This is a genomic window from Pseudomonas sp. CYM-20-01, assembly GCF_023169845.1.
GTDB classification, from domain to species: domain Bacteria; phylum Pseudomonadota; class Gammaproteobacteria; order Pseudomonadales; family Pseudomonadaceae; genus Aquipseudomonas; species Aquipseudomonas azotoformans.
The window spans coordinates 4,102,295-4,126,316 of the sequence record NZ_AP025169.1 but is presented as its reverse complement, the minus strand read 5'-3'; the positions used below and the strand labels follow the sequence as shown (position 1 = coordinate 4,126,316).

At 62.5% G+C, this 24,022-nt stretch carries 26 protein-coding genes and 1 pseudogene; 18 read left to right on the top strand and 9 right to left on the bottom strand.

All coding sequences use genetic code 11. From position 1 onward, the window contains the following. Window positions 1-347: 347 nt before the first annotated feature. From M2497_RS18395 to M2497_RS18365, 7 genes are read left to right on the top strand one after another with little or no spacing between them, the layout of a single operon-like run. Window positions 348-1,367: a LacI family DNA-binding transcriptional regulator gene (locus M2497_RS18395; protein WP_248482182.1), complete on the top strand. Its 1,020-nt coding sequence runs from the start codon at window positions 348-350 to the stop codon at window positions 1,365-1,367. Next, window positions 1,351-2,355, top strand: coding sequence for an ABC transporter substrate-binding protein (locus M2497_RS18390; RefSeq protein WP_248482180.1), 1,005 nt, complete (start codon window positions 1,351-1,353; stop codon window positions 2,353-2,355). The genes M2497_RS18395 and M2497_RS18390 overlap by 17 nt, the downstream gene beginning before the upstream one ends. Further along, the gene (locus M2497_RS18385) at window positions 2,356-3,174 is read left to right on the top strand and encodes an ABC transporter permease (RefSeq protein ID WP_248482178.1); all 819 of its coding nucleotides are present in this window, start codon (window positions 2,356-2,358) and stop codon (window positions 3,172-3,174) included. Next, window positions 3,171-3,965 (top strand): ABC transporter permease subunit, encoded by a 795-nt coding sequence (locus tag M2497_RS18380; RefSeq protein ID WP_248482176.1) that lies wholly within the window; start codon window positions 3,171-3,173, stop codon window positions 3,963-3,965. Before M2497_RS18385 ends, M2497_RS18380 begins: the two co-directional genes overlap by 4 nt. After that, window positions 3,962-4,993: an ABC transporter ATP-binding protein gene (locus M2497_RS18375; RefSeq protein ID WP_248482174.1), complete on the top strand. Its 1,032-nt coding sequence runs from the start codon at window positions 3,962-3,964 to the stop codon at window positions 4,991-4,993. Before M2497_RS18380 ends, M2497_RS18375 begins: the two co-directional genes overlap by 4 nt. A gap of 9 nt (window positions 4,994-5,002) precedes the next feature. Next, window positions 5,003-5,836 (top strand): phosphodiesterase, encoded by an 834-nt coding sequence (locus M2497_RS18370; protein ID WP_248482173.1) that lies wholly within the window; start codon window positions 5,003-5,005, stop codon window positions 5,834-5,836. Between the two features lie 7 nt (window positions 5,837-5,843). Continuing rightward, window positions 5,844-7,163 (top strand): OprD family porin, encoded by a 1,320-nt coding sequence (locus M2497_RS18365; RefSeq protein WP_248482172.1) that lies wholly within the window; start codon window positions 5,844-5,846, stop codon window positions 7,161-7,163. A gap of 170 nt (window positions 7,164-7,333) precedes the next feature. On the opposite strand, the gene M2497_RS18360 is transcribed toward M2497_RS18365, so the two are convergent. Beyond that, entirely contained in the window at window positions 7,334-7,792 is a 459-nt protein-coding gene (locus tag M2497_RS18360) for a GNAT family N-acetyltransferase (protein ID WP_248482171.1), read from the bottom strand. Further along, window positions 7,789-8,175: a GFA family protein gene (locus M2497_RS18355; RefSeq protein WP_083351464.1), complete on the bottom strand. Its 387-nt coding sequence runs from the start codon at window positions 8,173-8,175 to the stop codon at window positions 7,789-7,791. The genes M2497_RS18360 and M2497_RS18355 overlap by 4 nt, the downstream gene beginning before the upstream one ends. Window positions 8,176-8,339: 164 nt before the next feature. Here M2497_RS18355 and M2497_RS18350 point away from each other — a divergent pair. Then, window positions 8,340-8,946 (top strand): annotated as a pseudogene (locus M2497_RS18350) (LysE family transporter). Between the two features lie 39 nt (window positions 8,947-8,985). Here M2497_RS18350 and M2497_RS18345 read toward each other — a convergent pair. Then, on the bottom strand, window positions 8,986-10,140 hold the full coding sequence (locus tag M2497_RS18345) for a DUF1624 domain-containing protein (RefSeq protein ID WP_248482170.1): 1,155 nt from the start codon (window positions 10,138-10,140) through the stop codon (window positions 8,986-8,988). Between the two features lie 93 nt (window positions 10,141-10,233). Here M2497_RS18345 and M2497_RS18340 point away from each other — a divergent pair, with 93 nt between their 5' ends. From M2497_RS18340 to M2497_RS18320, 5 genes are all read left to right on the top strand, one after another. Continuing rightward, a complete protein-coding gene (locus M2497_RS18340; protein ID WP_248482169.1) occupies window positions 10,234-10,770 on the top strand; it encodes a DUF924 family protein in 537 nt (178 codons plus the stop codon). 97 nt (window positions 10,771-10,867) lie between these two features. Continuing rightward, entirely contained in the window at window positions 10,868-11,485 is a 618-nt protein-coding gene (gene yfcF / locus M2497_RS18335) for a glutathione transferase (RefSeq protein ID WP_248482168.1), read from the top strand. Window positions 11,486-11,595: 110 nt separating this feature from the next. Continuing rightward, window positions 11,596-12,327: a GntR family transcriptional regulator gene (locus M2497_RS18330; RefSeq protein ID WP_248482167.1), complete on the top strand. Its 732-nt coding sequence runs from the start codon at window positions 11,596-11,598 to the stop codon at window positions 12,325-12,327. A 98-nt stretch (window positions 12,328-12,425) separates the two neighbouring features. Further along, window positions 12,426-13,706 (top strand): MFS transporter, encoded by a 1,281-nt coding sequence (locus M2497_RS18325; protein WP_248482165.1) that lies wholly within the window; start codon window positions 12,426-12,428, stop codon window positions 13,704-13,706. 27 nt (window positions 13,707-13,733) lie between these two features. After that, complete coding sequence (locus tag M2497_RS18320; protein WP_093527761.1) at window positions 13,734-14,567, top strand: amidohydrolase family protein; 834 nt, start codon at window positions 13,734-13,736, stop codon at window positions 14,565-14,567. On the opposite strand, the gene M2497_RS18315 is transcribed toward M2497_RS18320, so the two are convergent. After that, window positions 14,544-14,807: a hypothetical protein gene (locus tag M2497_RS18315; RefSeq protein WP_248482163.1), complete on the bottom strand. Its 264-nt coding sequence runs from the start codon at window positions 14,805-14,807 to the stop codon at window positions 14,544-14,546. The genes M2497_RS18320 and M2497_RS18315 overlap by 24 nt on opposite strands. Window positions 14,808-14,938: 131 nt before the next feature. Here M2497_RS18315 and M2497_RS18310 point away from each other — a divergent pair, with 131 nt between their 5' ends. Then, window positions 14,939-15,583, top strand: coding sequence for an ATPase (locus tag M2497_RS18310; RefSeq protein WP_248482161.1), 645 nt, complete (start codon window positions 14,939-14,941; stop codon window positions 15,581-15,583). A 34-nt stretch (window positions 15,584-15,617) separates the two neighbouring features. Next, window positions 15,618-15,959 (top strand): hypothetical protein, encoded by a 342-nt coding sequence (locus tag M2497_RS18305; RefSeq protein WP_248482159.1) that lies wholly within the window; start codon window positions 15,618-15,620, stop codon window positions 15,957-15,959. A 131-nt stretch (window positions 15,960-16,090) separates the two neighbouring features. On the opposite strand, the gene M2497_RS18300 is transcribed toward M2497_RS18305, so the two are convergent. Together M2497_RS18300 and M2497_RS18295 are read right to left on the bottom strand one after the other, a co-directional pair. Next, a complete protein-coding gene (locus M2497_RS18300) occupies window positions 16,091-16,837 on the bottom strand; it encodes a creatininase family protein (protein WP_248482158.1) in 747 nt (248 codons plus the stop codon). Between the two features lie 28 nt (window positions 16,838-16,865). Continuing rightward, window positions 16,866-17,579, bottom strand: coding sequence for a murein L,D-transpeptidase catalytic domain family protein (locus M2497_RS18295; protein ID WP_179029193.1), 714 nt, complete (start codon window positions 17,577-17,579; stop codon window positions 16,866-16,868). 39 nt (window positions 17,580-17,618) lie between these two features. On the opposite strand from M2497_RS18295, the gene M2497_RS18290 reads away from it, so the two are divergent. Beyond that, complete coding sequence (locus M2497_RS18290; protein ID WP_248482157.1) at window positions 17,619-19,214, top strand: L,D-transpeptidase family protein; 1,596 nt, start codon at window positions 17,619-17,621, stop codon at window positions 19,212-19,214. A gap of 117 nt (window positions 19,215-19,331) precedes the next feature. Here M2497_RS18290 and M2497_RS18285 read toward each other — a convergent pair whose 3' ends face one another. Then, on the bottom strand, window positions 19,332-19,874 hold the full coding sequence (locus M2497_RS18285) for an AAA family ATPase (RefSeq protein WP_092245314.1): 543 nt from the start codon (window positions 19,872-19,874) through the stop codon (window positions 19,332-19,334). 73 nt (window positions 19,875-19,947) lie between these two features. Here M2497_RS18285 and dapF point away from each other — a divergent pair, with 73 nt between their 5' ends. After that, on the top strand, window positions 19,948-20,751 hold the full coding sequence (dapF, locus tag M2497_RS18280; RefSeq protein ID WP_093512679.1) for a diaminopimelate epimerase: 804 nt from the start codon (window positions 19,948-19,950) through the stop codon (window positions 20,749-20,751). Here the strand turns inward: dapF and M2497_RS18275 are convergent. Beyond that, complete coding sequence (locus M2497_RS18275) at window positions 20,739-21,881, bottom strand: PAS domain-containing sensor histidine kinase (RefSeq protein ID WP_248482156.1); 1,143 nt, start codon at window positions 21,879-21,881, stop codon at window positions 20,739-20,741. The genes dapF and M2497_RS18275 overlap by 13 nt on opposite strands. Then, window positions 21,871-22,686 carry an alpha/beta hydrolase gene (locus M2497_RS18270; RefSeq protein WP_248482155.1) on the bottom strand — a complete coding sequence of 272 codons (816 nt, stop codon included), beginning with the start codon at window positions 22,684-22,686 and terminating at the stop codon, window positions 21,871-21,873. The genes M2497_RS18275 and M2497_RS18270 overlap by 11 nt, the downstream gene beginning before the upstream one ends. A gap of 128 nt (window positions 22,687-22,814) precedes the next feature. Here M2497_RS18270 and M2497_RS18265 point away from each other — a divergent pair, with 128 nt between their 5' ends. Further along, window positions 22,815-24,020, top strand: coding sequence for a YgcG family protein (locus M2497_RS18265; protein ID WP_248482154.1), 1,206 nt, complete (start codon window positions 22,815-22,817; stop codon window positions 24,018-24,020). Window positions 24,021-24,022 lie beyond the last annotated feature (2 nt).

Genomic DNA, 24,022 nt, shown 5'->3' with positions numbered 1-24,022 from the left:
AGCCTGCGGCGGTGCCTGCCAAAAAAGGACACGCATTGTGCCCGCACTTGGATCGAATCGAAAGGTTAGTGGGCGGATTTTGCGCGCCCGGTTTGTGACCCTACCCTCCGAGTATGACCATCTATGGATGGGCACCGGTCCAATGTGGGGGGGGGCTTGCCCCCGATAGCAGTGTGTCAGCCACCCAATCCAGTACTGACCCACTGCCATCGGGGGCAATCCCCCTCCCACAGTTTGGCCCCTGTCTATCGGGTTCATCGACATCAAACTGTCATCACCTTACCGCCGAACTGCCACATTTCCCCATTACTGTCCTCGCCAATGAGATCGATCTCAAGCGAGTGACAATGACTGACTTGAAAGACGTAGCACGGTTGGCCGGGGTATCCCGCGCCACCGCCGCCCGCACTTTTGCCTCCCCCGACCAGGTGCGCCCGACCACCCGTGAGCAGGTGTTCGCCGCCGCCCGCGAGTTGGGCTTCCGGCCCAATCTGCTGGGCCGCCAATTGCGCCTGCAAACCACCCAGTTGATCGGCGTGGTGGTGCCCAACCTGCTCAACCCGGTGTTCGCCGAACAGTTCCAGGCCATGGAGCGCGCGGCACGGTTACGTGGTTATAGCCTGTTGCTGGCGACTACCGACTACAGCAGCGAGCGCGAAAGCATTGTGGTGGAAGAGCTGTTGCGCCAGCGCGTGGACGGCCTGGTGCTGACGGTCACCGATGCTGAAAGCAACGTGGTGCTCAGCAGCCTGAATACTGAGAAAACCCCGTTTGTGCTGGCCTACCACCAACCCAGCAACCCCAACTACAGCGCCGTGTCGGTGGACAACCGCGCCGGCATGGCCCTGGCCACGCGCTACCTGCTCGAAGCCGGGCACCGCCGCATCAGTATGGTCGCCGGCCCCGCGCTGCAGTCGGACCGTGCGCGCCTGCGCTACGCCGGCTATTGCGATGCGATGCGCGAATACGGCCTCGAGCCCCGCACAGTGATCGAAATGCCAGCCCATACCCAGGCCGAATTCGCCGCCATCGAACCTTGTCTGCAAGGCCCTGAGGCACCCTCCGCACTGGTGTGTTCCAACGACTTCCTGGCGATCAGCCTGATCGCCGAACTGCGTCGCAACGCCTGGAACGTGCCCGGGCAACTCTCGGTGATGGGCTTCGATGGCATCAGCCTTGGCACCCAGATGCACCCGACCCTGTGCAGCGTGGTGCAGCCCATCGCGCTGCTCGCCAGCACTGTGATTGACCAACTGCTGGCGCAGATCGCCGGCAATGCCCCGACGTCTCACTGCCTGCCTTGCCATATCCGGCCGGGCGAAAGCACTCAACCCCACGAGGAAACCCCTGATGCGCGCACTCCGTAAAACCCTGGCAGCCGTGCTGCTGTGCGGTGCGGCCAGCCTGGCCCAGGCCGCCGAAACCGCGATCTGCTACAACTGCCCGCCGGACTGGGCCGACTGGGGCACCCAGCTCAAGGCCATCGCCGCCAGCACCGGTGTGCAAGTGCCGCTGGACAACAAGAACTCCGGCCAATCCCTGGCACAGTTGGTGGCAGAGAAAGCCGCACCGGTGGCCGACGTCGTTTACTACGGCGTGACCTTCGGCCTGCAGGCGCAAAAAGCCGAGGTGGTCGACACCTACAAACCCAAGGCCTGGGAGCAGATTCCCGCCGGGCTGAAAGACCCGGCCGGCCATTGGTTCGCGATTCACTCCGGCACCTTGGGCATCATGGTCAACGTCGATGCACTCGGCGGTCTGCCGGTGCCGCAAAGCTGGGCCGACCTGCTCAAGCCTGAATACAAAGGCATGGTCGGTTACCTCGACCCGTCCAGCGCGTTTGTCGGGTACGTCTCGGCGGTGGCGATCAACCGCGCCATGGGCGGCGACCTGGACAACTTCGCGCCGGCCATCGACTACTTCCAGAAGCTGGCGAAAAACGCGCCCATCGTGCCCAAACAGACCGCTTATGCGCGGGTGCTGTCGGGCGAGTTGCCAATCCTGGTGGACTACGACTTCAACGCCTATCGCGCGCGCTACAAAGACAAGGCCAACGTCGCCTTCGTGATCCCCCAGGAAGGCAGCATCAGCGTGCCCTACGTGATGAGCCTGGTGGCCAACGCGCCGCACCGCGCCAACGCAGAAAAGGTCCTCGACTTCGTGCTGTCGGACGAAGGCCAGGCGCTCTGGGCCAAAGCCTACCTGCGCCCGGTACGGCCGATGAAGATGCCGGCTGACGTCGCCGCACAGTTCCTGCCCGACGGCGACTACGCCCGTGCCGGCGTGGTGGACTACGAAAAAATGGCCGCTGTGCAGGAAGCCTTCGCCGCCCGTTACCTGAACGAGGTCAAGTAAGTGGCAGCATCGGCAAGACACGCCGCGTGGGCGCTGGCCCCGGCCTTTGCGGTGCTGCTCGCGTTCTGGCTGCTGCCGCTGGCGCACCTGATGGTGCTTGGCGCCGATAGCCGCGACAGCCATGGCAGCGGCTACTGGCAGGTGCTCAGCAGCGCGCAGTACTTGGGCAGCCTGGGGCAAACGTTGGTCCTGGCCGTGGTGGTGACGCTGGTGGCGCTGTTGATCGGCGGTATCAGCGGCGTGTTTCTCGCCCGGCAGCAGTTTTTCGGGCGCTCGGCGCTGGTGGCGTTGCTCACGTTTCCGCTAGCGTTTCCCGGCGTGGTCGTTGGCTTCTTGGTGATCTTGTTGGCCGGGCGCCAGGGCTTGTTTGCCGCGCTGGGCCTGCAATTGGCCGGTGAACGCTGGATCTTTGCCTACTCGCTGGCGGGGCTGTTCGTGGGGTACCTGTACTTCTCGATCCCGCGGGTGATCCTCACGGTGATGGCCGCGTGCGAGAGCCTCGACCGCAGCCTGGAAGAGGCCGCGCATTCCCTGGGTGCCGGACATTGGCGGGTGGTGTGCGATGTGATCGTGCCGGGCCTGGCGCCGGCGCTGGCCTCCTGCGGGGCGATCTGTTTCGCCACCTCCATGGGCGCGTTCGGCACCGCCTTTACCTTGGGCACGCGGCTGAACGTCACCCCGGTGGCGATCTACAACGTGTTCACCAACTACGCCAACTTCGCTGTGGCGGCCGCATTGTCGGTGGTGCTAGGCGCGGTGACCTGGGCCGTGCTGCTGCTCACGCGCCGCCTGGTCAAGAACTCGGGGACTGTGCTGTGAAACGCTCATCGCTGTTTGTGCTGCAACTGCTGTTCACCCTGTTGGTGTGCGCCTTCATGCTGGTGCCAGTGCTGATGTCGCTGCTTGCCGGGTTGACCCGCAATTTCTTCGTCGGGCTGTCCAGTGGCTTGACCTTCGATTGGCTGGTGCAGGTGTGGCAGGCGTATTCGCCCACCGTGTGGCTGTCGCTGCAACTGGCGTTGGCCTGCGCAGTGTGCGTCTGCGTGATAGGTGTGCCGGCGGCCTACGGCTTGGTGCGCATGAACAACCGCTTCAGCCGCGCCTTCGAAGAGTTGATGGTGCTGCCGGTGGCCATGCCGGGGTTGGCCAGTGCGTTGGCCTTGCTGCTGACCTACGGCCAGTTCGGCACCTTTCGCAGCAGTTGGCTGTTCATCCTGGTCGGCCATGTGCTGTTCACCTTGCCGTTCCTGGTACGCCCGGTGATGGCGGTGATGCAGCGCCAGCAGTTGCCGGTACTGGAGGAAGCGGCGGCCAGCCTGGGTGCCGGTCCGATCAAGCGTTTTTTCAGCGTGGTGGTGCCCAACTGCCGGGCCGGGATCCTGGCAGGCGTGTTGATGGTGGTCACCTTGTCACTGGGTGAATTCAACCTGACCTGGATGCTCCACACGCCGATGACCAAGACCTTGCCCGTGGGCCTGGCTGACAGCTACGCCTCGGCGCGCCTGGAAATCGCCAGCGCCTACACCCTTATCTTTTTGCTGATGATCGTGCCGCTGCTGATAGCGCTGCAGGCCATCAGTGCCCGTTTGTCCCGTGGAGAGCGTCGATGACCGCTATCACTATCCGCTTGCAAGGCTGTCGCAAGGCATTCGCCGACGGCACCGTGGCCGTGCATGACCTGGACCTGACCGTCGAAGGCGGCGAAACCCTGGCCATTCTTGGCCCGTCCGGTTGCGGCAAGACCACCACCTTGCGCCTGATCGCCGGCCTCGAACGCCCGGATGTAGGCCAGGTGTGGTTCGGCGACCAGGACGTGACCCGTCTTCCTATCGAACGCCGCGACGTAGGCATGGTGTTCCAGAACTACGCACTGTTTCCCAACCTGGATGTGGCCGGGAACATCGTTTATGGCTTGAAGATTCGCGGTATGGCGGTGGTGGAGCGCAACAAGCGCTGCGAAGAATTGCTGGAACTGGTGGGCTTGCAGCACCACGGCCAGCGCAGCATCCACGAACTTTCCGGCGGCCAGCGTCAGCGTGTGGCCTTGGCTCGTGCGTTGGCGCCGCGCCCGAAAGTGTTGCTGCTGGACGAACCGCTGGCCGCCCTCGATGCGCAACTGCGCGAACGCCTGCGCAGCGAGCTGAACGAGCTGCTGCGAGGCCTGGGCATCACCTCGGTGTTCGTCACCCACGACCAGGGCGAAGCCATGGCCCTGGGCGACCGCATCCTGGTGATGGAGCACGGACGTGTCGCGCAATTGGCCAGTCCGCGTGACATCTACCAGAAACCGGCCAATGCCTTCGTCGCGGGCTTTGTCGGCAATCTCAATGCCTTTGCCGTGCTCGAGCCATCGGCCCATGGTTTGAAAGTCTGTGGCGGCGAGTTGCCGTGGCATGACGTCAACCTGCCCAGCACCGTCTATTGCCGCCCCGAACACCTGAGGGTGATGGAGAGCGAAGGGCACTTGCACGGCCACCTGCTGGCGCAGTTCTTCCAAGGCGCGCAAAGCCGCCTGCTGGTGGATGTGGGCGGCCCGCAACCGCTGCTGGTCGACAGCAGCGACAACCAGCTGTACGCCGTCGGCGCACCGATTGCCCTGGCGATCGCGCCGCACATGTTGTTCACCCTGAATGCTTGAGACTCTATCGTGAATCGTCCGTTTCTCGTCGCGCAGATCAGCGACCTGCACCTTAAAGCCGGCCAGCGTCTCACTTACGGGGTTGTCGATACGTTAGGCGCACTGCGCCGCGCCGTCGACCACTTGAACGCCAGCCACCCACGGCCCGATATCGTGGTCATCAGCGGTGACCTGGTGGACTTCGGCCGCGCCGATGAATACGCCGTGCTGCACCCCGAACTCGCGCGCCTGCACATGCCGTGCTACCTGGTGCCCGGCAACCACGACAACCGTGGGCCGTTGCTGGATGCGTTCCGCGATCACGCGTATCTGCCGTTGTCCGCCGAGGGCCCGTTGGACTGGGTGGTCGACCACCATCCGCTGCGCCTGATCGGCCTCGACTCGACCATTCCCGGCGGCCACGGCGGCCAATTGCTCGACAGTCAACTGCACTGGCTGGATGAGCAATTGGCGCTGCGCCCGGAGGTGCCGACCCTGCTGATCCTGCATCACCCGCCGTTCATCAGCGGCATCGGCCACATGGACCGCGAACCCTTCATCAATGCCAGCGCCCTGGAGCAAGTCGTTGCCCGCCATGCGCAAGTGGAGCGCCTGCTGTGCGGCCATCTGCACCGGCCGATGCAACGGCGTTTTGGCGGCAGCCTGAGTTGTGTGTGCCCCGGCACCTCTCACCAGATCGTGCTGGATTTGCAAGAAGCGGCGCCCGCGCATTTCAACCTGGAGCCGGCGGGCTATCTGTTGCATCGCTGGGAGGCGCAGCAGGGTTTGATCAGCCACAACGGCGTGTTCGGGGAGTACCCGGGGCCGTATCCGTTTTATGACGCCCATGGATTAATTGACTGAGGTTGTGATGAAAGCCACTTTGCATGTGTTAAGCGTATTGACCGGCGGCCTGGGCATTGCCCTGAGCCCCCTGGCCTCGGCTGATTTTCTGAGTGACAGCAAAGCCAACTTGAGCCTGCGCAACTTCTACTTCAACAACGACAACCGTGACGGCGCCGCCGCACCGTCGAAGACCGAAGAATGGGGCCAGGCATTTATCCTCAACTACCAGTCGGGCTTTACCGACGGCACTGTCGGCTTCGGCCTGGATGCCGTGGGCATGCTCGGCGTCACCCTCGACAGTGGCGCCGGTCGTCATGTGGGCAGTTCGATGATCCCCACCGACGACGGCAAGGCCGCCGACACCTGGGCCCGTGGCGGCGCGACGGCCAAGGCGCGTTTCGCCAAGAGCGAACTGCGCTACGGCTACCTGCGCCCGAACCTGCCGATCCTGGTGAGCAACGACGGGCGCCTGTTGCCGCAGTCGTTCGAAGGCGGGCAGATCACCAGCAAGGACATCGACAACCTGACCCTGATCGGCGGCCAACTGCAGCACACCACCGGTCGTGGTTCCAGCGACCGCAGCGGCCTGGCGGCGGCCGGTGGCACCCAGGAAAGCAATAAATTCAACTACGCCGGTGCCGATTACCAGGTGACCAAAGACCTGCTGGTCCAGTACTACTACGCCAACCTCGAAGACTATTACCAACAGCACTTCGCCGGTTTGATCCATGTATTGCCCCTGGGCGACTACGGCTCATTGAAAACCGACCTGCGCTACTTCAAGACCACCTCCGACGGCAAGAACAGCAGCGTCGCCGGCCGTGCCGAAGGCTACAAGCTCGGCGGCTATACCAAAAACGGCACGGGTGAAATCGACAACAACACCTGGAGCGCAGCGTTCATCTACTCCCTGGGCCCGCACGCGGTTACCGCCGGTTACCAGCAAGTCTCGGATGACAGCAACTTCGCCCAACTCAACCAGGGCGGCCTGGTCAACAAAGGGGAGGGCGGTTCCAGCCTGTACCTCTACACCGACCGTACCGTGCAGACCTTCATCCAGGCCGGCGAACGCACGGCCTTTGCCCAATACGCCTATGACTTTGCCTCGCTTGGCGTGCCGGGCCTGAAGGCGTCGGTGATGTACTTGAAGGGCGAGCACATTCTCACTGCCAGCGGCAACGATGCCAGCGAGTGGGAGCGCGATATCTCGCTGGATTACGTGGTGCAGAGCGGCACGTTCAAGAACGTCGGGTTCGGCTGGCGCAACGGTGTGTCGCGCAGTGAAGTGGCGCGGGACCAGGATCAGAATCGGGTGTTCGTGAGTTATTCGATTCCGTTGATGTAACGACCTTTCAAGCACTGCAAAACCCACTGTGGGAGCCGTCGAGCCCCAGCGAGGCCGCGATGACGGCGGCACTGCCGATAGAGATGCCGCTGACACACCTCCATCGTAGCCTCGCTGAAGCTCGACGATCCCCATTTTTATTGTGTGTTGCGCAGCCGGCAGCATCCGTTTCAGCCGTTTTTCAAGCTTTTTACGTGGGTGGCGGTGTCATCAGCCACCTGATCAAAACCGCATCGAACATAAAAAGCTGCGGCCTCCGATGTGTCGGTGGACAGACGTACTTTGTGAAAATGCACGGCAGCATTTTCCAGCAGCGGCACCACCAAGGCCTTACCAGCCTGTCGCCCACGGTAAGTACGTTCTACGTATACCCGGCGAAGCCGTCCAACCCCTGATCCCGCGACGAGATCACAAGAAAGACCACCGACGGCGATCAACCGCCCGTCACAAAACATTCCCAGAAAGCATTCACCCGGCCGATCAAATCGATTGGAGCCGTCTTCCCACTCCGTGATCAATCGTGTCAGGAACCGGAAGCCTTCGGCGACTGCCTGTGCTTCGAGGGCTCGGATCTGCACCGGGAGTTGCTCCAGTTTGCGTATCGAGACGTTTGCGTTGAGCGGACTCAAAGGAACTGTCCACCAAGCCAGGGTGCCTTGGACTCAATGCAACTGTGCGCCTGGTTCTTTACCTTGAAGGGGGTATCGAGCGTGCCCAGCGCAATCGAAATCCACTCTGGATACTTTCCTTCAGCGTCGCTCCAGAACAGCGATGAACCACATTCCGAGCAGAATTGACGGGTGATACCTGGCGAAGATTCATAGCTTTTCAGCGTGTCACGCACAGCCCGGATCGTCACTTCTGATCGGCGCGCGCTGGCATACGTCGCGAACGCAGCGCCATGCCCTTTCTGGCATTTTTTGCAGTGGCAGTGGGTGACGGCCTTGAGCGGTGTCGAAACGTGATAAGTGATTGCGCCGCATAGGCAACTGCCTTGGGTGAATACATCCATGTCTGGTTTTGTCCTGAAGGATCCGGCAAACACTATACCTGTGGCGAGTGAGCTTGCTCCCGCTCGGATGCGCAGCCTCCCCATCCAGCCCAACCACAAACATACAAGAATCCCCCCATTTCCCCTCAGTAGACTCGCCACACTCTTTCTACTGCGGGTCTTCCATGGACATCTTCCTCTATGCCTTCAGCGTCATGTACAGCCCCGGCCCCGTGAATTTCATGGGCCTCAACGCCGGGCTCACCGGTCAGTTCCGGCGCTCCACCGGGTTTTTCATTGGCGTGGGCTGCGCGATGCTGGTGTTGTTCGTGCTGTTCGGCTACACCGGCGAGGCGATCATTTCCCAGGTGGCGTTGCCCTATATTTCGTTGGTTGGCGGCGTGTACACCTTGTACCTGGCTTATCAGGTGTTCACCGCGCACGGTGGTCGATGAAAAAGTCTCTACCGCACCGGCCAAGACCCTCACGTTCTGGAACGGCCTGGTGATCCAGTTGCTCAACCCCAAGGGCATCATGGCGGTGTTGCCGATCACCAGCGTCATGCTGCCGGCCGCGCATATCACCGGGATGTCGATTGCACTGGTGTCGGCGTTGCTGGCTTTTGGCGCGTTTGGCGCGCCTTGGCTCTATGCGTTGCTTGGCGCAATGCTGGGACGGCGGATCAACGGGGCGTCGGCGTTTACCGTGTTCAACCGTTGCATGGGCCTGGCGCTGGCGGTGTGTGCGTATTTCATGTTTCACGCGTTTTATGCGCATCTGGTCGCAACATGAATGGATCTTGTCACCTCGACTCACGCATAGATCGAGTTTCTACAGGTACTTGAGCCAGACCAGGTCGCGGCGCCGGGCCTTGAGCCCGGCGAACCAATGTACCGGCGCGTACAGCGCCAGCGGCAGCAGCAACGCCACCAGCCAAATGGCGCCCATGCCGTCGAAGCCGAAGTAGTTGCCGTGATTCAGGCCAAACAGTGCCACACACGTGACGTAGAGGATTTTCAGCACGTACAGGTGCAGCAGATAGAAGAACATAGGCGCTGCACCGAAGGTGGCGAGCATGCTGATCCAGCGCTTGCTTCCCGCCTTCTCGAACGCCAGCAACAGCAGTAGCCCAATCCCCAGCGTCAGTGCCAGAAACAACAACGAAGGCGGGTACTTGGTGATGTTGAAAAAGCTCATCAGGGTTTGCACGCCGTTGTCATAGGCTTGCCATGGTCTTTCGCCATACCCATTGACCGCTCGCACTACCACGAACCCTATCAATGCACTTGCACCGCCCAGCCACAGATAACGCTGGCGCTGCGCCGGCTGCATGTCTTTGGCAAACCATGGGCCGAGGCTGTACCCCAATGCAATCACGCCGATCCACGGCAGCACCGGGTAGGTCGTGCGCAACCGCAGCGAATCGCCCACCTCGATCCAGCTGCGCTCATGCAGGATCGTCCACGGGATATGCAAGGCCGACCCCGTATCGAAGTGCACCCCGTCCAGCAGGTTATGCCCGCCAATGATCAGCAGCGCCAACACGATCAGTAGCGCTCGCGGCAACCACACCAGCGCCGCCAGGGCGAGCATGCTCACGCCAATCGCCCAGATCACCTGCAGGTAGATCACGCTGGGCGGCAACTGGAAGGTCCAGGCGAAGTTGACCAGGGTGAATTCCAGCACCACCAGGAACAGCCCGCGCTTGAACAGGAACGCCGAGACATCGCGGCGGCCCTGGTACTTCTGGCCGTAGAGCCAGGCCGACAATCCGGTGAGCAACACGAACACCGGCGCACACAGATGGGCGAGGGTGCGGCTGAAAAACAGTGCGGGCTCGGTGCTGTCGATGGTCATCGGGTCGCTGACCTGGCGGTGCAGCAGGAAGGTTTCGCGCACGTGGTCGAGCAGCATGAACAGGATCACCAGGCCGCGCAGGGCGTCGATGGACAGCAGGCGTTGGCGCAGGGGAACAGCATCAGTCATGGGCGTGATCACAGGGCAGGGCGGCAAGGGGGCGTTATCCTATAACATTGGATTCTGATACCGTCAGCTAAATTATCTTTCCAGGTACTCATCATGACCACTGCGCAGGCTGTCATCGACTTCTGGCAACACGCCGGCCCCAAACGCTGGTTCGCCAAGGACGATGCCTTCGACGCCAGCTTCCGCGACACCTTCCACACCGCCCACCTGCAAGCGGCCCGGCGTGAGCTGGAAAGCTGGCTGGACTCGGCGCACGGCGCCCTGGCGCTGCTGATCCTGCTCGACCAGTACCCGCGCAATGCCTTCCGCGGCACCGCCCATATGTTCGCCACCGACCCGCTCGCACGGCTGTATGCCCAGCGCATGGTGGACGCCGGGCTGGACCGGCAGGTCGAACCGGCGTTGCGTGCGTTCTGCTATCTGCCATTCGAACATTCGGAAGACCCGGCCGATCAACAGCGCTCCTTGGACCTGAACCGGCAACTGGACGCCAACACCTACCATTGGGCCAAGGAACACGCGCGCATCATCGAGCAATTCGGGCGTTTTCCTCATCGAAACGAGGTGTTGGCGCGTGAGACCACGGATGAAGAACGTGCCTTTCTGGACGAGGGCGGATTTGCCGGTTAACCCGGTATTCCACCCAGGAATGCCCCCATAAAAACAGCGCATTGTCTTTCTTGTGGCGCATCTCGTAGCGTGGTGTTCCCCCTCAAGGAGAATCGTTATGCGCCTGTATGTGGATCATCTGTACACCAGCCCCTACGCCATGTCGGTGTTCGTGACCCTGCGCGAAAAAGGCCTGGCGTTCGACACGATCACCCTGGACCTGGATGCCGCGCAGCAGCACGCGGCCGACTTTGCCCAACTGTCCCTGACCCAACGCGTACCGACCTTGCTGGAGGGCGACTTCGCCTTGTCGGAGTCGTCGGCGATCACCGAGTACCTGGAGCAGGCCTACCCTGAAGTGCCGGTGTATCCGGCCGATCCAAAACAGCGGGCGAGGGCGCGGCAGGTCCAGGCATGGCTGCGCAGCGATTTGCTGCCGATCCGTCAGGAGCGCTCGACGATGGTGGTGTTCTATGGGCAGAAGATGCCCGCACTGTCGCCTGTGGCTCAAGCGGCGGCAACGAAGTTGATCAGTGCGGCCCAGACGCTGTTGGCGGGTAATCCGCCGTACTTGTTCGGTGAGTGGTGCATCGCTGATGTGGACCTGGCGGTGATGCTCAATCGCCTGATCCTCAACGGTGACAGCGTGCCTGCCGAGTTGGTGGCATACGCCCGACGCCAGTGGCAGCGGCCCTCCGTGCAGGCGTGGGTGCAGCAACAACGCCCGGCGCAGTAACGACCATTCATCTTCATTTTGCGGTGATGCGCTTGACAGGCGTCACCCGACGGAAGAATACTCCGGTCATATTCATATATATGACTACATAACAAAGTGAATGTGACCCCATGAATACGCTGTCCAGTGATGCCCGCCTGCCGCTTTACCAACGCTTGCGCGACCAGCTGATCGAGCAGATCGCCAACAATCGCTGGCGCCCCGGCGAGGCGATTCCCACCGAAGCGGTGTTGTCCGCCGAGTATGCGCTGTCCACCGGCACCGTGCGCAAGGCCGTGGATGCGCTGGTGAGCGAGGGCATTCTGGAGCGTCAGCAGGGCCGTGGCACCTTTGTGCGCCGTCCGCAATTCCAGTCGTCGCTGTTTCGCTTTTTCCGTTTTCAAGGCCCGTCGGGCGAGCGTCAGGTGCCGCAAAGCCGCATCCTCACGGTCGAGTCCGTGGCCGCGCCGTCGGCGGTCAGCGAGGCGCTGGGCCTGGCCCCCGAAGCCCAAGTGATCCGTATCGTCCGGACCCGTCTGTTTGACGTGCAGCCGCTGCTCGCCGAAGAAATCTGGCTGCCGCGCGCACGCTTCCAGGCGCTGCTCGACATCGACCTGGCCGCGCAAGGCCCGTTGCTGTATCCGGTGTATGAGAGTGCCTGCGGGCAGGTGGTGGCCTCGGCCGAGGAAACCCTCACGGCCGAATCGGTCAACGCGGTGTACGCGCGCTTGCTGCAAGTACCGGTCAACAGCCCGGTGGTGGTGATCGAGCGCCTGGCCCGCGACTACGCCGGCCAGCCCCTGGAGTGGCGACGCTCCCGTGGGCATGCCGAACACTTCCGCTACCGCGTGGACATTCGCTGATCGCACACCCGCACCGTTAACTGTTTGCCCAACACTGGCCCGGCTGTGGCGCGGTTCGCGCCCGGCTGCCTCGCGTTTGACCTATAAGGATAAAAATCATGTTCAGTTGGTATCGCCAAGTCACTCCTCGGGAGCGCAAAACGTTCTGGGCCTGCTTCGGCGGCTGGTCCCTGGATGCATTGGAAGTGCAGATGTTCGGCCTGGCGATCCCGGCACTCATCGCCGCCTTCGCCTTGAGCAAGGGCGATGCGGGGCTGATCAGCGGCGTCACGCTCGTGACCTCGGCCATCGGCGGTTGGGTCGGCGGTACCTTGTCCGACCGATACGGTCGGGTGCGCACGTTGCAGTGGATGATCCTGTGGTTCTCGTTCTTCACGTTTTTGTCGGCGTTCGTCACCGGCTTCCACCAACTGCTGATCGTCAAGGCGCTGCAAGGCTTCGGCATCGGTGGTGAATGGGCGGCGGGCGCGGTGTTGATGGCCGAGACCATCAACCCGAAATATCGCGGCAAGGTGATGGGCACCGTGCAGAGCGCCTGGGCCGTGGGCTGGGGCGTGGCGGTCGGGGTGTTTGCGCTGATCTATTCGTTTGTGCCCCAGGACATGGCCTGGCGGGTGATGTTCGTGGTGGGCCTGCTGCCGTCGTTCCTGATTATCTGGGTGCGGCGTAACGTTGAAGAACCCGACAGCTTTCAGCGCCTGCAAAAGGAACAGGCGATTCCCCAGGGTTTCTTCAAGTCGCTGGCGGGCATCTTTCGCCCTGAGCTGATCCGCGTCACGCTGTTCGGCGGCCTGCTGGGCCTGGGTGCCCACGGTGGTTACCATGCGGTGATGACCTGGCTGCCGACCTTTCTCAAGACCGAGCGCAACCTGTCGGTACTCAACTCGGGCGGCTACCTGGCGGTGATCATCTTTGCCTTCTGGTGTGGCTGCATCGCCAGTGGTTGGCTGATCGACCGCATTGGTCGCCGCAAGAACATCGTGCTGTTTGCGCTGTGCTGCGTGATCACCGTGCAGGCCTATGTGTTCCTGCCGCTGAGCAATACGCAGATGCTGTTCCTTGGCTTCCCGCTGGGCTTTTTCGCCGCCGGTATCCCGGCCAGCCTGGGGGCGTTGTTCAACGAGTTGTACCCGGCGGATGTGCGCGGCGCCGGCGTGGGCTTTTGCTACAACTTCGGGCGCGTGCTGTCGGCGGTGTTTCCCTTCCTGGTGGGGCATATGAGCGACTCGATGTCCCTCGGCTCGGCCATCGGCATCGATGCCGGGATCGCCTACGGCGTCGCGGTGATCGCCGCGCTGTGCCTGCCGGAAACCCGTGGCCGTGTGCTGGAAGCGGCACCCGCCGAGAGCGTCGCGACCGGCCAGCGCGCCCAGGCCTGATCCTTTTTACTTTTGAAAGACGACCCCATGCTTGATAACCGTTCCATCACCGGCATCGACGCCCACGCCCATGTATTCAGCCAGGCGCTGACCCTGGCCGGTGAGCGTCGCTACACCCCAGGCTACGACGCCACGCTGGCGGACTACCTCGGCCACTTGCACGCCAATGGCCTGAGCCACGGTGTGCTGGTACAGCCCAGTTTCCTGGGCACCGACAACGGCTATCTGTTGGCCGCTTTGCAGCAAGCCCCGGATCAGTTGCGCGGCGTGGTGGTGCTGGAGCGGGATATCCCGCACGACGCTTTACAGGCGATGGCCCGCGCAGGCGTGGTTGGCGTGCGCTTGAACCTGGTGGGCCGGGCGCTGCCGGACTTTGCCGAGCCCGGCTGGAAGGTTTTTTTCGAGCACCTTGTCGCCCTGGGCTGGCATGTGGAATTGCACCGCGAGGTAGCCGACCTGCCGCAATTGGTGCGCCAGTTGCTGCCGTTCGGGATCAAGCTGGTGGTCGACCATTTTGGCCGGCCGGATGCACGACTCGGCGTCGCCCAACGCGATTTTGCCGAGTTGCTGGACTTGGGCCTCAGCGGCCAGTTGTGGTTGAAAGTCTCGGGGATCTATCGCCTGGGCGGCAGCCCGGCGCAGAACCTTGAGTTCGCCCGCCAGGCCATGCCGGTGCTGCAGCAGAGTTTTGGTCTGCACCGCTTGGTGTGGGGCAGTGACTGGCCGCACACCCAGCATGAAACGTCAGTCGACTACCCCACGGTGATCGAGCAACGCCAGGCCCTGGGCTGGTCGGCACCGGTCGCGCAGGCCTTGCTGATCGATACGCCTCGCGCGTTATTCGGCTTCGACCACCCGTAGCCAATCCTCTTTCACACGGCGGTCCAGCTCCTCCCAGTCGGCCATACCCAGCACCCGCGTGGTGTTCAGGCCGCGCAGGTAACCGCGCAGTTGCTGGGCGCTGGCGCTGATCCGATCCGCGTCCGCCGCCTCGTCCTGCAGCACGTGTTCATAGTCGACCAGGTAATCGGCGACCCGCTCGCGAAACTCCGGTAGTACGGCTTCGCGGATGCGGTCGAAGGTTTTCTGGTGGGGCTTCATGGCGTGGTCCTTATAGGTTTTATGTCAGCACTATCGGTTCAGATAATAGTCACCATCACGCATCGCAAGTTCTGTTTTTGCAGGAAAAGCGGAAAATCGCCCCATCGAGACGCTGTTCAAGGAAATGCGCGATGAGGACGTTTATTCAGGTGGCTTTGATGGCTCTGATGCTTGGCACGGTGGTCATCAACAACGCGGCAATCGCCGATGATCTGCATACCAGCCATTTGCTACCTATCAACGGTAGCGTAGACTCCCTGCAGCACGCGCAGTCAGTGGGTGTGTTGTTGAGCGACAACACCCGCGACAACCTCAGCTACCTCGAACGCTACCACGATATGGCCTTGAATGGCGCCAAGGATGCCCTCGACGGGCGTATCCGCCAGGCGTTCGTCAACAGTTCCGACCCGGAACTGGCCATCGATTGGTTGATGAGCTCGCTGCAAGGCACCTTTTTGTCAGTAACGGTCTACGACAACCTGGATGCCCTGGTGCAGGCACACCCCGATGTGGTGGTGATGCTCGATACCCACAACCAACTGCTGACCCAGCGTAACGATGTGGTCGAGGCGCGTTTTATTGCGCGGTTCTATGACGCGAACCTGCAGTACATCGCCAGGGCCGAAGGCTCGGTGCACAAGCGGGTGCCATCGGTGTGGGTACATGACAAGGCCGCGCCGGAGATTGCCGCGCAGATCGAGCAGCAGCGTGATGTGCAACTCGATGCCTTGAAGCAGTTCGATGCGTCGCTCAAAGCGTTGGTCCGTGCCGGTTGATGTGAACCTTTATTTTTATAGTCAGGAATTTTTCATGCGCGCTTTTTTCGCCCCGGCCTTGGCCATTGCTTCCCTGGTGTTGGCGGGTTGTGTCACCGCCCCTAATGCCCCGAGCCTGACCCTGCAAACCAGCAAGAGCCCGGAAGCCTATGTGCAGTGCGTGCTGCCCAAGCTGGAAAAACACGGGATCACTTCGACCGTCACCCAGAACTCGCGTCACGCCAAAGTGGTGCTGACCAGCAAGATTGCCGCCGATGACGTGCTGGAAGCCTACAAGGCTGGAGAGGGCGCCAAGGTGTTCCTGTATGAGCGCAAGCCGTTGGCGTCGACGATCACGCCGTCGCGGCTAGAGCTGGCGGCAAAGGAATGCCAATAATTCCAGGCAATACATAAAACCACATGTGGGAGGGGGCTTGCCCCCGATAGCGGTGGATCAGTCAATACATCTGTGACTGCCATACTGCTATCGGGGGCTAGCCCCCTCCCACAATTGGATTTGCGTAGGGCTTAAGGTTTGGCTTCGTTGCTGAAGCTGTTCACTGTCTTGACCAACCCCTGCGCCGCCAACGTCACCAATTCCCCACCTTTCTCTACCGTCGCCAGCGCCGGGTCCGAGCCCATGCGCCCATCCGGGAAGCGCGCGCGGAAGTCCAGCGCCTCGCGGATCGGCCCGGTGTTGGCGATTTGCGGTGAGTAGTCGGCGGTCTTGATCGCGTCCGGGTAGGCCCATTGGGTCACCGCAATTTCCGACGGTGTGGCATGGCTGCCATGGCCCACCGGGAATTGGCGCTGGGCCAGGTCGGTTACGCCCTCCAGGTCCCACCAGTTCACCAGCTTCAACGCAAAGCCGGCGGGGCGACGGGCGAAGCTCGCTTCGGCGTACAGCTCGGAAAACGCCGCTTCAATCGTGGCGATATTGCCGCCATGGCCGTTCAGAAACAGAATCTTCTCGAAACCATGCCCGGCCAGCGAACGCACCCAGTCGCCAATCGCGGCGATAAAGGTGGAAGGGCGCAGGGAAATGGTGCCGGGAAAACCCAAGTGATGCTGGGCCATGCCGATATTGAAGGTCGGGGCGATCAGGATATCCGCGTTCTGCTGCGCCTCATGGGCGATGATTTCCGGGCACATCCAGTCGGTGCCGAGCAGGCCGGTGGGGCCATGCTGTTCGTTGGAACCGATGGGAATCACCACCGTGCGGCTGCGTTCCAGAAACTGCCCGATCTCGATCCAGGTGGACTTATGTAGAAGCATGCGGCGCTCTCTTATCTATGGGGACAGGCTATCCGCCACGGATTGTACGACTACTCGCCACCTGTTGGGGTTTGCAATTGAGGTAGGTCGACGACTTCAACCAGCGCTGGTCGGGGTACCACGAAAACATGAACTGCCCATCCTTGAGCTTGTCCACTACCTGACGGGCCACCTGCGGGCGCACGGCCGGGCAACCCTGGCTGCGACCGATACGGCCTTCGCGCTTGCTCCACAGGGGGCTTACGTAGTCGGCGGCGTGGATCACGATGGCGCGGTCGCGGGCCTGGTCATTGAAACCCGGCTCCAGGCCGTCCATGCGCAACGAGTAACCGTGGGTGCCCAGGTAGCTTTCCTGGGTGCGGAACAAGCCCAGGCTGGACTGGTGGCTGCCTTCGAGGTTGGAGAACTGGGTGGCGAAGTTTTCCCCGGACTTGGCGCCGTGGGCCACCAGGTCGCGCAGAACAAGGGTCTTCTTGCGCAAATCGAAGATCCATAGCCGACGGGCGGTCGAAGGCTGGGAGTAGTCAATGACCGCCAGGCGTTCGGAGCGTTCCTCGCCGTTATTGACCGCGCACTGCACCGCGTTGAGGGCGCTTTTGAGTACAGTGGGATTGAGTTCTGGAGCCGAGCGCGCCAGGCTGCTATACAAGTTAGGAGAGGTCTGATTAGCGGCGAGCGCAAAATTGCTCAGCGTAGCCAACGTCACGGAGATCAAGCCGAGGCGGCGCATAAAAGTCAGCATCTACAAAGTATCCCCCGGTGTGGATTGGAGCCAGGTCAATTGTTCAAAAAACACGCATGTTACTTGAGCATTTGCCTGCTCGTTGCACCATTGGTCGCGACAGCCGACGCGCTGCCGGTCGAGCCGTTGCCGGTGACAACACCTGCGCCGGTCGATCTGGCGCCGGTGCAGCAGGCCTTGGCGCAATTGCCGAGCGTTTGCCCCGGCTTGGCGCCGCAGATTGACGCCGCCGCCCAACTGCGTCTGCAAGCGTTCTACCAACAGCAGGGGAATCTGCCGTTGTGGTCCGCCGACGAGCGCCGGCAAGCCCTGCAATCTCAGTTGCTGATGCTCGCCGATGACGGCCTGGACCCCACCCACTATAGCCTGCCTGTGCCAGATGCCACGGCCAACGTGCTGTGCAGCGACATCGCGACCAGCCAGCACTACTTGCAAGCCCTGCAGGATCTGCACTACGGGCGCCTGCAGCAATCGCGCTTCGAGCCCCTGTGGCATTCCCAGCCCCCGACCCGCGACGCCAACGTTGAAGTGCTGGCCTTTGCCGCCACCGGCCTGCAGGACATGCCCCAGGCGTTCGATCAGGCACGCCCCAGCGCGGACCTCTACCGCAGCCTGCGCAATGCCTATTCCACTGTGCGCCAGCAACCATTGCCACATTGGGACGCGGTCGCCAGTGGCCCGTTGTTGCGCCCTGGCATGGACGACCCGCGCGTACCGGAACTGGCGCGGCGCCTGATCGGTGGGGGTTACCTGGCCAAGGCCCCCGGCGGCAAGCAGTACAGCGACGAACTGGTCAAGGCGGTCAAGGCCTTTCAACTGAGCCATTCGTTGCAGGCTGACGGCGTGATCGGCGCCGGTACGGTGGCCGAGCTGAATATCAGCCCGGCGATCCGGCGCGAACAACTGCGCATCAACCTCGAACGCTTCCGCTGGTTGGCCCAGGACCTGGAGCCTGAAGGTGTGCTGGTCAACGTCGCCGCCGCGCAACTCAGCGTGTACCAGAGCGGCATCCCGGTGTGGCAGACCCGCCTGCAAGTGGGCCGCGCCGAGCGCCAGACGCCGTTGCTCAAATCCCGCATCACCCGGCTGACCCTCAACCCCACCTGGACCATCCCGCCCACCATCATGCGCGAGGACAAACTCCCGGCCATCCGCCTCAACCCCGAATACCTGCGCCAGCAGAACCTGCAAGTGCTCGATGCCGAAGGCCACCCGCTGGCGCCGGAACAGATCGACTGGGCGCGCCCCGGTAATATCCTGCTGCGCCAGGAGGCCGGCCCGCGCAACCCGCTGGGCAAGATCGTGATGCGCTTTCCCAACCCGTACTCGGTGTACCTGCACGACACGCCGAGCCAGCCGCTGTTCACCAAAGGGCCACGGGCGTTCAGTTCGGGGTGTGTGCGGGTCGAGCAACCGCTGCTCTTGCGCGATCTGCTGGTGAGCCCGGCCGAACGTGCGCGCACCGATGAACTGCTGGCCACCGGCGTGACCCACGAATTCAGGCTGGCCACGCCGGTGCCGGTGTTGTTGAGCTACTGGACGGTGGAGGTCAATCGTGAGGGCGGTTTGGTGTATGCGCCGGATATCTATGGGCGGGACCTGGTGTTGATGAAGGCGATGGGCAGCGTGTTGTAGGCGGCTCAACCTCGTGGCGAGCAGGCCTGTTGTGGCGAGCGGGCTTGCCCCGCGTTGGGCTGCGCAGCAGCCCCGGTAAGCCCCTGCATTTCCCCTGTCAGAACGCATTGCCTGGTTTCAGGGCCGCTTCGCGCCCCAACGCGGGGCAAGCCCGCTCGCCACAGAGGTGAGGTTCGCCATCGTTGTTGTCACGGCTTGCTCCGGTGTCATGCAGGCGGTATCGAGCGTCAAGGGCACTTCATCCCAAACCTCATACTCATGCGCCAACACAGACGCCCAGGAGGGCGGAACCAGGCCGGGAATATCCCCCGTGCGGGTTTCCACCCGTCGTTGATGTTCCTGCTGGTCTGAGCAGATCACCCGAACATTCAGTAATGCCACCTTTGCTGCTGCAGCGACGGCCTTCCACGCTTGCCGGCTTTCCCTGACCGGATTTACGCAGTCCGCCACCACGGTGTGGCCCAGTTGCAGACTGCTCAGCGCCAGTGCATTCGCCACGCCATAACCGCTGGCACCCACGTCCCCCGCCAGCACACCGGCCTCGCGTATAGCCTGTTCAATCAAGTCGATACGCAGGTAAACCGCCGCGGTCTGGCGTGCGAGTTCGCGGGCAATCGTGGTTTTGCCGGTGCCGGGCAGGCCACTGAAGACAATTAGCATAGGTGGGTCTCATAAGAGTGGGCCGGTTCAGAGTATCCTTCAGTTCCCCCACAGGTCGACCACAGGACAACCGATGCTTTTGCCGTTCGTGAAAATGCACGCCCATGGCGATGACTTCATCATCATCGACCGCCGTGGCTTGCACGATCCCATCACCGCGCAGATCGCCCGCCGCCTGGGCGACCGTCACACCGGTATCGGTTTCAACCAGCTTGCCGTGGTACTCGACTGCGATGATGCCGCCGCGCGCATCAAGTTCTGGAACCCCAACGGTACGCCGCTGGCCACCTGCGGCAGCGCGACCCGTGGCGTGGCTGATCGCTTGATGCATGAGGCCGCTACGGATTCGGTGCTGTTGCGTACCGACCGGGGCCTGCTGACCTGCGTACGTGCCCCCGGGCGGCAAGTCTCGGTGAACATGGGCGAGCCGTCGCTGGACTGGCATGCAGTGCCGCTGGCCGGGGCCATGGATACGCTTGTTCTGCCTATCGAGGGCGAACCGGCCGCGTGCAGCATGGGCAATCCGCACTGTACGTTTTTCGTGGATGACCTCACCACGATCGAGGTCGCCGCCGTGGGCCCTGCACTGGAAAAACATCGGTTGTTCCCGGACAAGACCAATGTGCATTTCGTGCAGGTGCTGGACCGTGGCCGTATCCGCCTGCGCATCTGGGAGCGTGGCGGCGGCGTGCCGCTGGGCTCCGGCTCGTGCTGCTGCGGCGCGGTGGTCAATGGGATCCGGCGCGGGTTGCTGGATGCCACGGTGCAGGTGGAGTGCGACGGCGGCATCGTGACCGTGCACTGGGCGGGTGAGGGCGGTGTGGTGCTGACCGGCAGTGTCGAGCCGGTGATGCAAGGCAGCGCCTACGTGTTCTGAAACGTCACGGTGAAGGTGGTGCCGCCCGTGGCGCAGGAACTCACCGCCACATCCCCGCCGTGCACCTTGGCCAACTCGCGCACGATATACAGGCCCAGGCCCACGCTGCGCACATCACTGCCCTGGTCGGTACCTCGGGTCATGGGCTCGAACAGCCCGGCCAGCAACGCTTCGGGAATGGCCGCGCCGTGGTTGTGTACCGCCACTTCGCAGCCGCCAACGCCCAGGCGTGAGGTAATCCGGATCGGCCGTTGCAGGTCGCCATAGGCCACGCTGTTGGCCACCAGGTTGCCGATGATCTGCTGCACGCGGTCGGCGTCCAGGCAGGCGTCGCCATGGCCTTCTGCGTGATGTTCCAACGTCGCCTTGGGAAACGCCACGCGCAGTTCGTCCACGGTGCGATGAATCACGCCATGCAAGTCCAACGGCAGGGCCTTGATAGTGATGCCCTGGCCGACCCGGGCCTGGGTGAAGTCCAGCAGGTCGGCGATCATGCGTTGGGCGCGCTCGGACGACTGGCCGATATGCCCCAGCAACTGGCGTTCCTTGGCCGTGCGTTCACTGCGGCTGAGAAAGTCAGAGGCCATGCGGATGGCGGTGAGCGGGTTCTTCAGGTCATGGCTGACAATCGCCACCATCTGCTCGGCGAACAGTGCGCGGCGCTGGGAAATCGCATAGGCCTCGCGCAACTCGGCCTGGGCTTGCTGCAAGGCCAGTTCGGTGGCGGTTTTCTCCTGCAACAGCGCTTCGGCCAGGTTGCGTGCGTTGAGCAGCTCGCGTTCGTACTTGTCGCGGTCGGTGGTGCCGAACAGGGCCAGGTCGTACACCGCGACGTCGGCCTGCTCGCGCTTGTTGCCGTTGAGCAGCACGGTGATCTTGTGGCCGTCACGGTGCAGCATGTCCAGCTTCACCTCGTTGACACTGCCATGCATGCGCAACATGGGCGCCAGGTGGGTCTGGTGAAAGATGCGCCCACCCATGGTGAGCAGGTCCTGGAAGCGCTTGCCGCACAACTCGGCGGCGCTGAAGCCCAGCCATTCGCTGAAGCGTGCGTTGGTTTGCACCAGGGTGCCATCTTCCGAGGTGACGGCCAGGGCGCAGGCGGCGCTGTCGAACAGATCAGCTGGCACGTGCAGTTGTCCACGGCGCAAGGAAGCTGTCCATGGCCGCCGCGCAAGCCTGGGGGGCACTCATGTGCGGGCAATGGCCGACGTTGTCCACCAGGTGATAGGTGCTGTTGGGCAACATGCTGTGCAGGTATTCGCCGACAGCCACCGGGGCGATCAGGTCATCGGTCGACTGCAGGATCAGCACCGGGGTGGTCAGGCCGATCACATCCTGGCGGTTGTCCGACATAAAGGTCACCCGTGCGAACTGCTTGGCGATATCCGGTTCGGTGCGGCAGAAGCTCTTGGTCAGCTCTTCGCCCAATGCGGGTTGATCAGGCGCGCCCATGATCACCGGGGCCATGGCGCTGGACCAGCCTAGGTAGTTGCTGTCGAGGGTGTCGAGCAGGTCTTCGATATCGCTACGCTTGAAACCGCCGATATAGCCGTCTTCATCGATATAGCGCGGCGACGGGCCGATCATCACGTGGGCGGCGATACGCCCCGGGGCCTGGCGGTCGGCGAGGGTGCCGATCATCGCGCTGACCGAGTGGCCTACCAGAATCACCGGGCCGATGGCATGGGCATCGATAATCTGATTGAGATCCCGCGCATAGCCGTCCAGCGTGCTGTATGTGTTTTTGTCGTAGGCGCTCAGGTCAGACAGGCCGGCGCCCACCAGGTCGTACAGCACCACACGAAAACGCTCGAGGAAATGCGGCGCCAGGTAGTTCCACATGGCCTGGTTGCAGCCAAAACCATGGGAGAACACCAGGGTCGACGTGCCGGTGCCCATCACATTGACGTTGTTGCGCTGACGTAGATCCATGGATTTTCCGGTTATGGCGTATTGCTATGTATCCGCGCAGTTTAGATAGTCAACGCCGTGGGGTCACGCGTTATAGCGTTGATAAGGTAAAGTCGGCGCCTTCAGGAAGAAACTTCAGGTAACAAAGCATGATGGCGATTTTGCGGCAATCGATCCTGGGCCTGGTGGCGCTGCTGCTCATCGGCCTGTTGAGCGCGGCCCATGCGCAGGATTCGCCCATCGGCGTGGCTCTCGACCAGCGGGTGATCGACCTCACCAACACCCTGGACGCCGCCACTGCCACCCGTCTGAAAAACCAGCTCGCCGACCTGGAACAGCGCAAAGGCGCGCAAATTGCGGTGCTGCTGGTGCCCACCACGGGGGGGGCGAGTATCGAGGACTACGCCAACCAACTGTTCCGTGCCTGGAAGCTGGGACGCAAGGACATCAACGACGGCATCCTGCTGCTGGTGGCCAAGGATGATCGCAAGGTGCGTATCGAGGTGGGCTATGGCCTGGAAGGCACAGTGACCGACCTGTTGGCCCATCGCATCATCGAAGAACACATCACCCCGGCGTTTCGCCAGGGCGATTTCGCCGGCGGTGTCTCCCTGGGCGTGAACGACCTGGTGGTGCTGGTGGACGGCGGTGACTTGCCCGCGATTGCGGGGCCGGGGCTCAATCCGCAGTTCATTGCGATACTGCTGGCGTTTGTCATCGGCGCCATCGGCGGTGTGCTCATCGCCGCCGGCAAGCTGCATTGGCGCCGCGCGTTGATTGCCACAGCGCTGGTGACAGTACTCCTGACGATCTATGGCGGCGGGCGCGATTGGCCGATGTACCTGTTTGTCGTGCCGCTGACGTTGCTGATCGGCGGCGCCACGTTCGGCGCACTGTGGCTGGCGCGTGCGGTGTTCTACAGCGTGTTGGGACTGCTGGCGTACATCGTCGGGGTGCTGGTGGTGAACCACTTCGTCGAGGTCAATTTCGTCCATTGGCTGTTGTGGCCGTTTGGCGGCGCCTTGGTACTGGGGTTATACGTGGGGCTGTTTTTCGTCATCCGTGAATCCTGGAAAAAACGCCCGCGTTTTTTCATTTTGCGTGTGTTGGCGGTGCTGGCGGTCTATGTGGCCGTGGGGGTGTTGCTGGGGCAGGGTTACCAGGGCTGGATAGTGGCGATACCGGCCGCGTCAATCGTGGCGTTTATTGTGTTTATCCAGAGTATTTCCGAGGGCGGCTCGGGGTCTGGCGGAGGTTCCGGCTCAAGCTCCGGAAGCTCCCGTTCCAGTTCCAGCAGCAGTTCATCGGGCGGCGGTGGTTCCAGTGGCGGCGGCGGGGCGTCAGGGAGCTGGTAAAA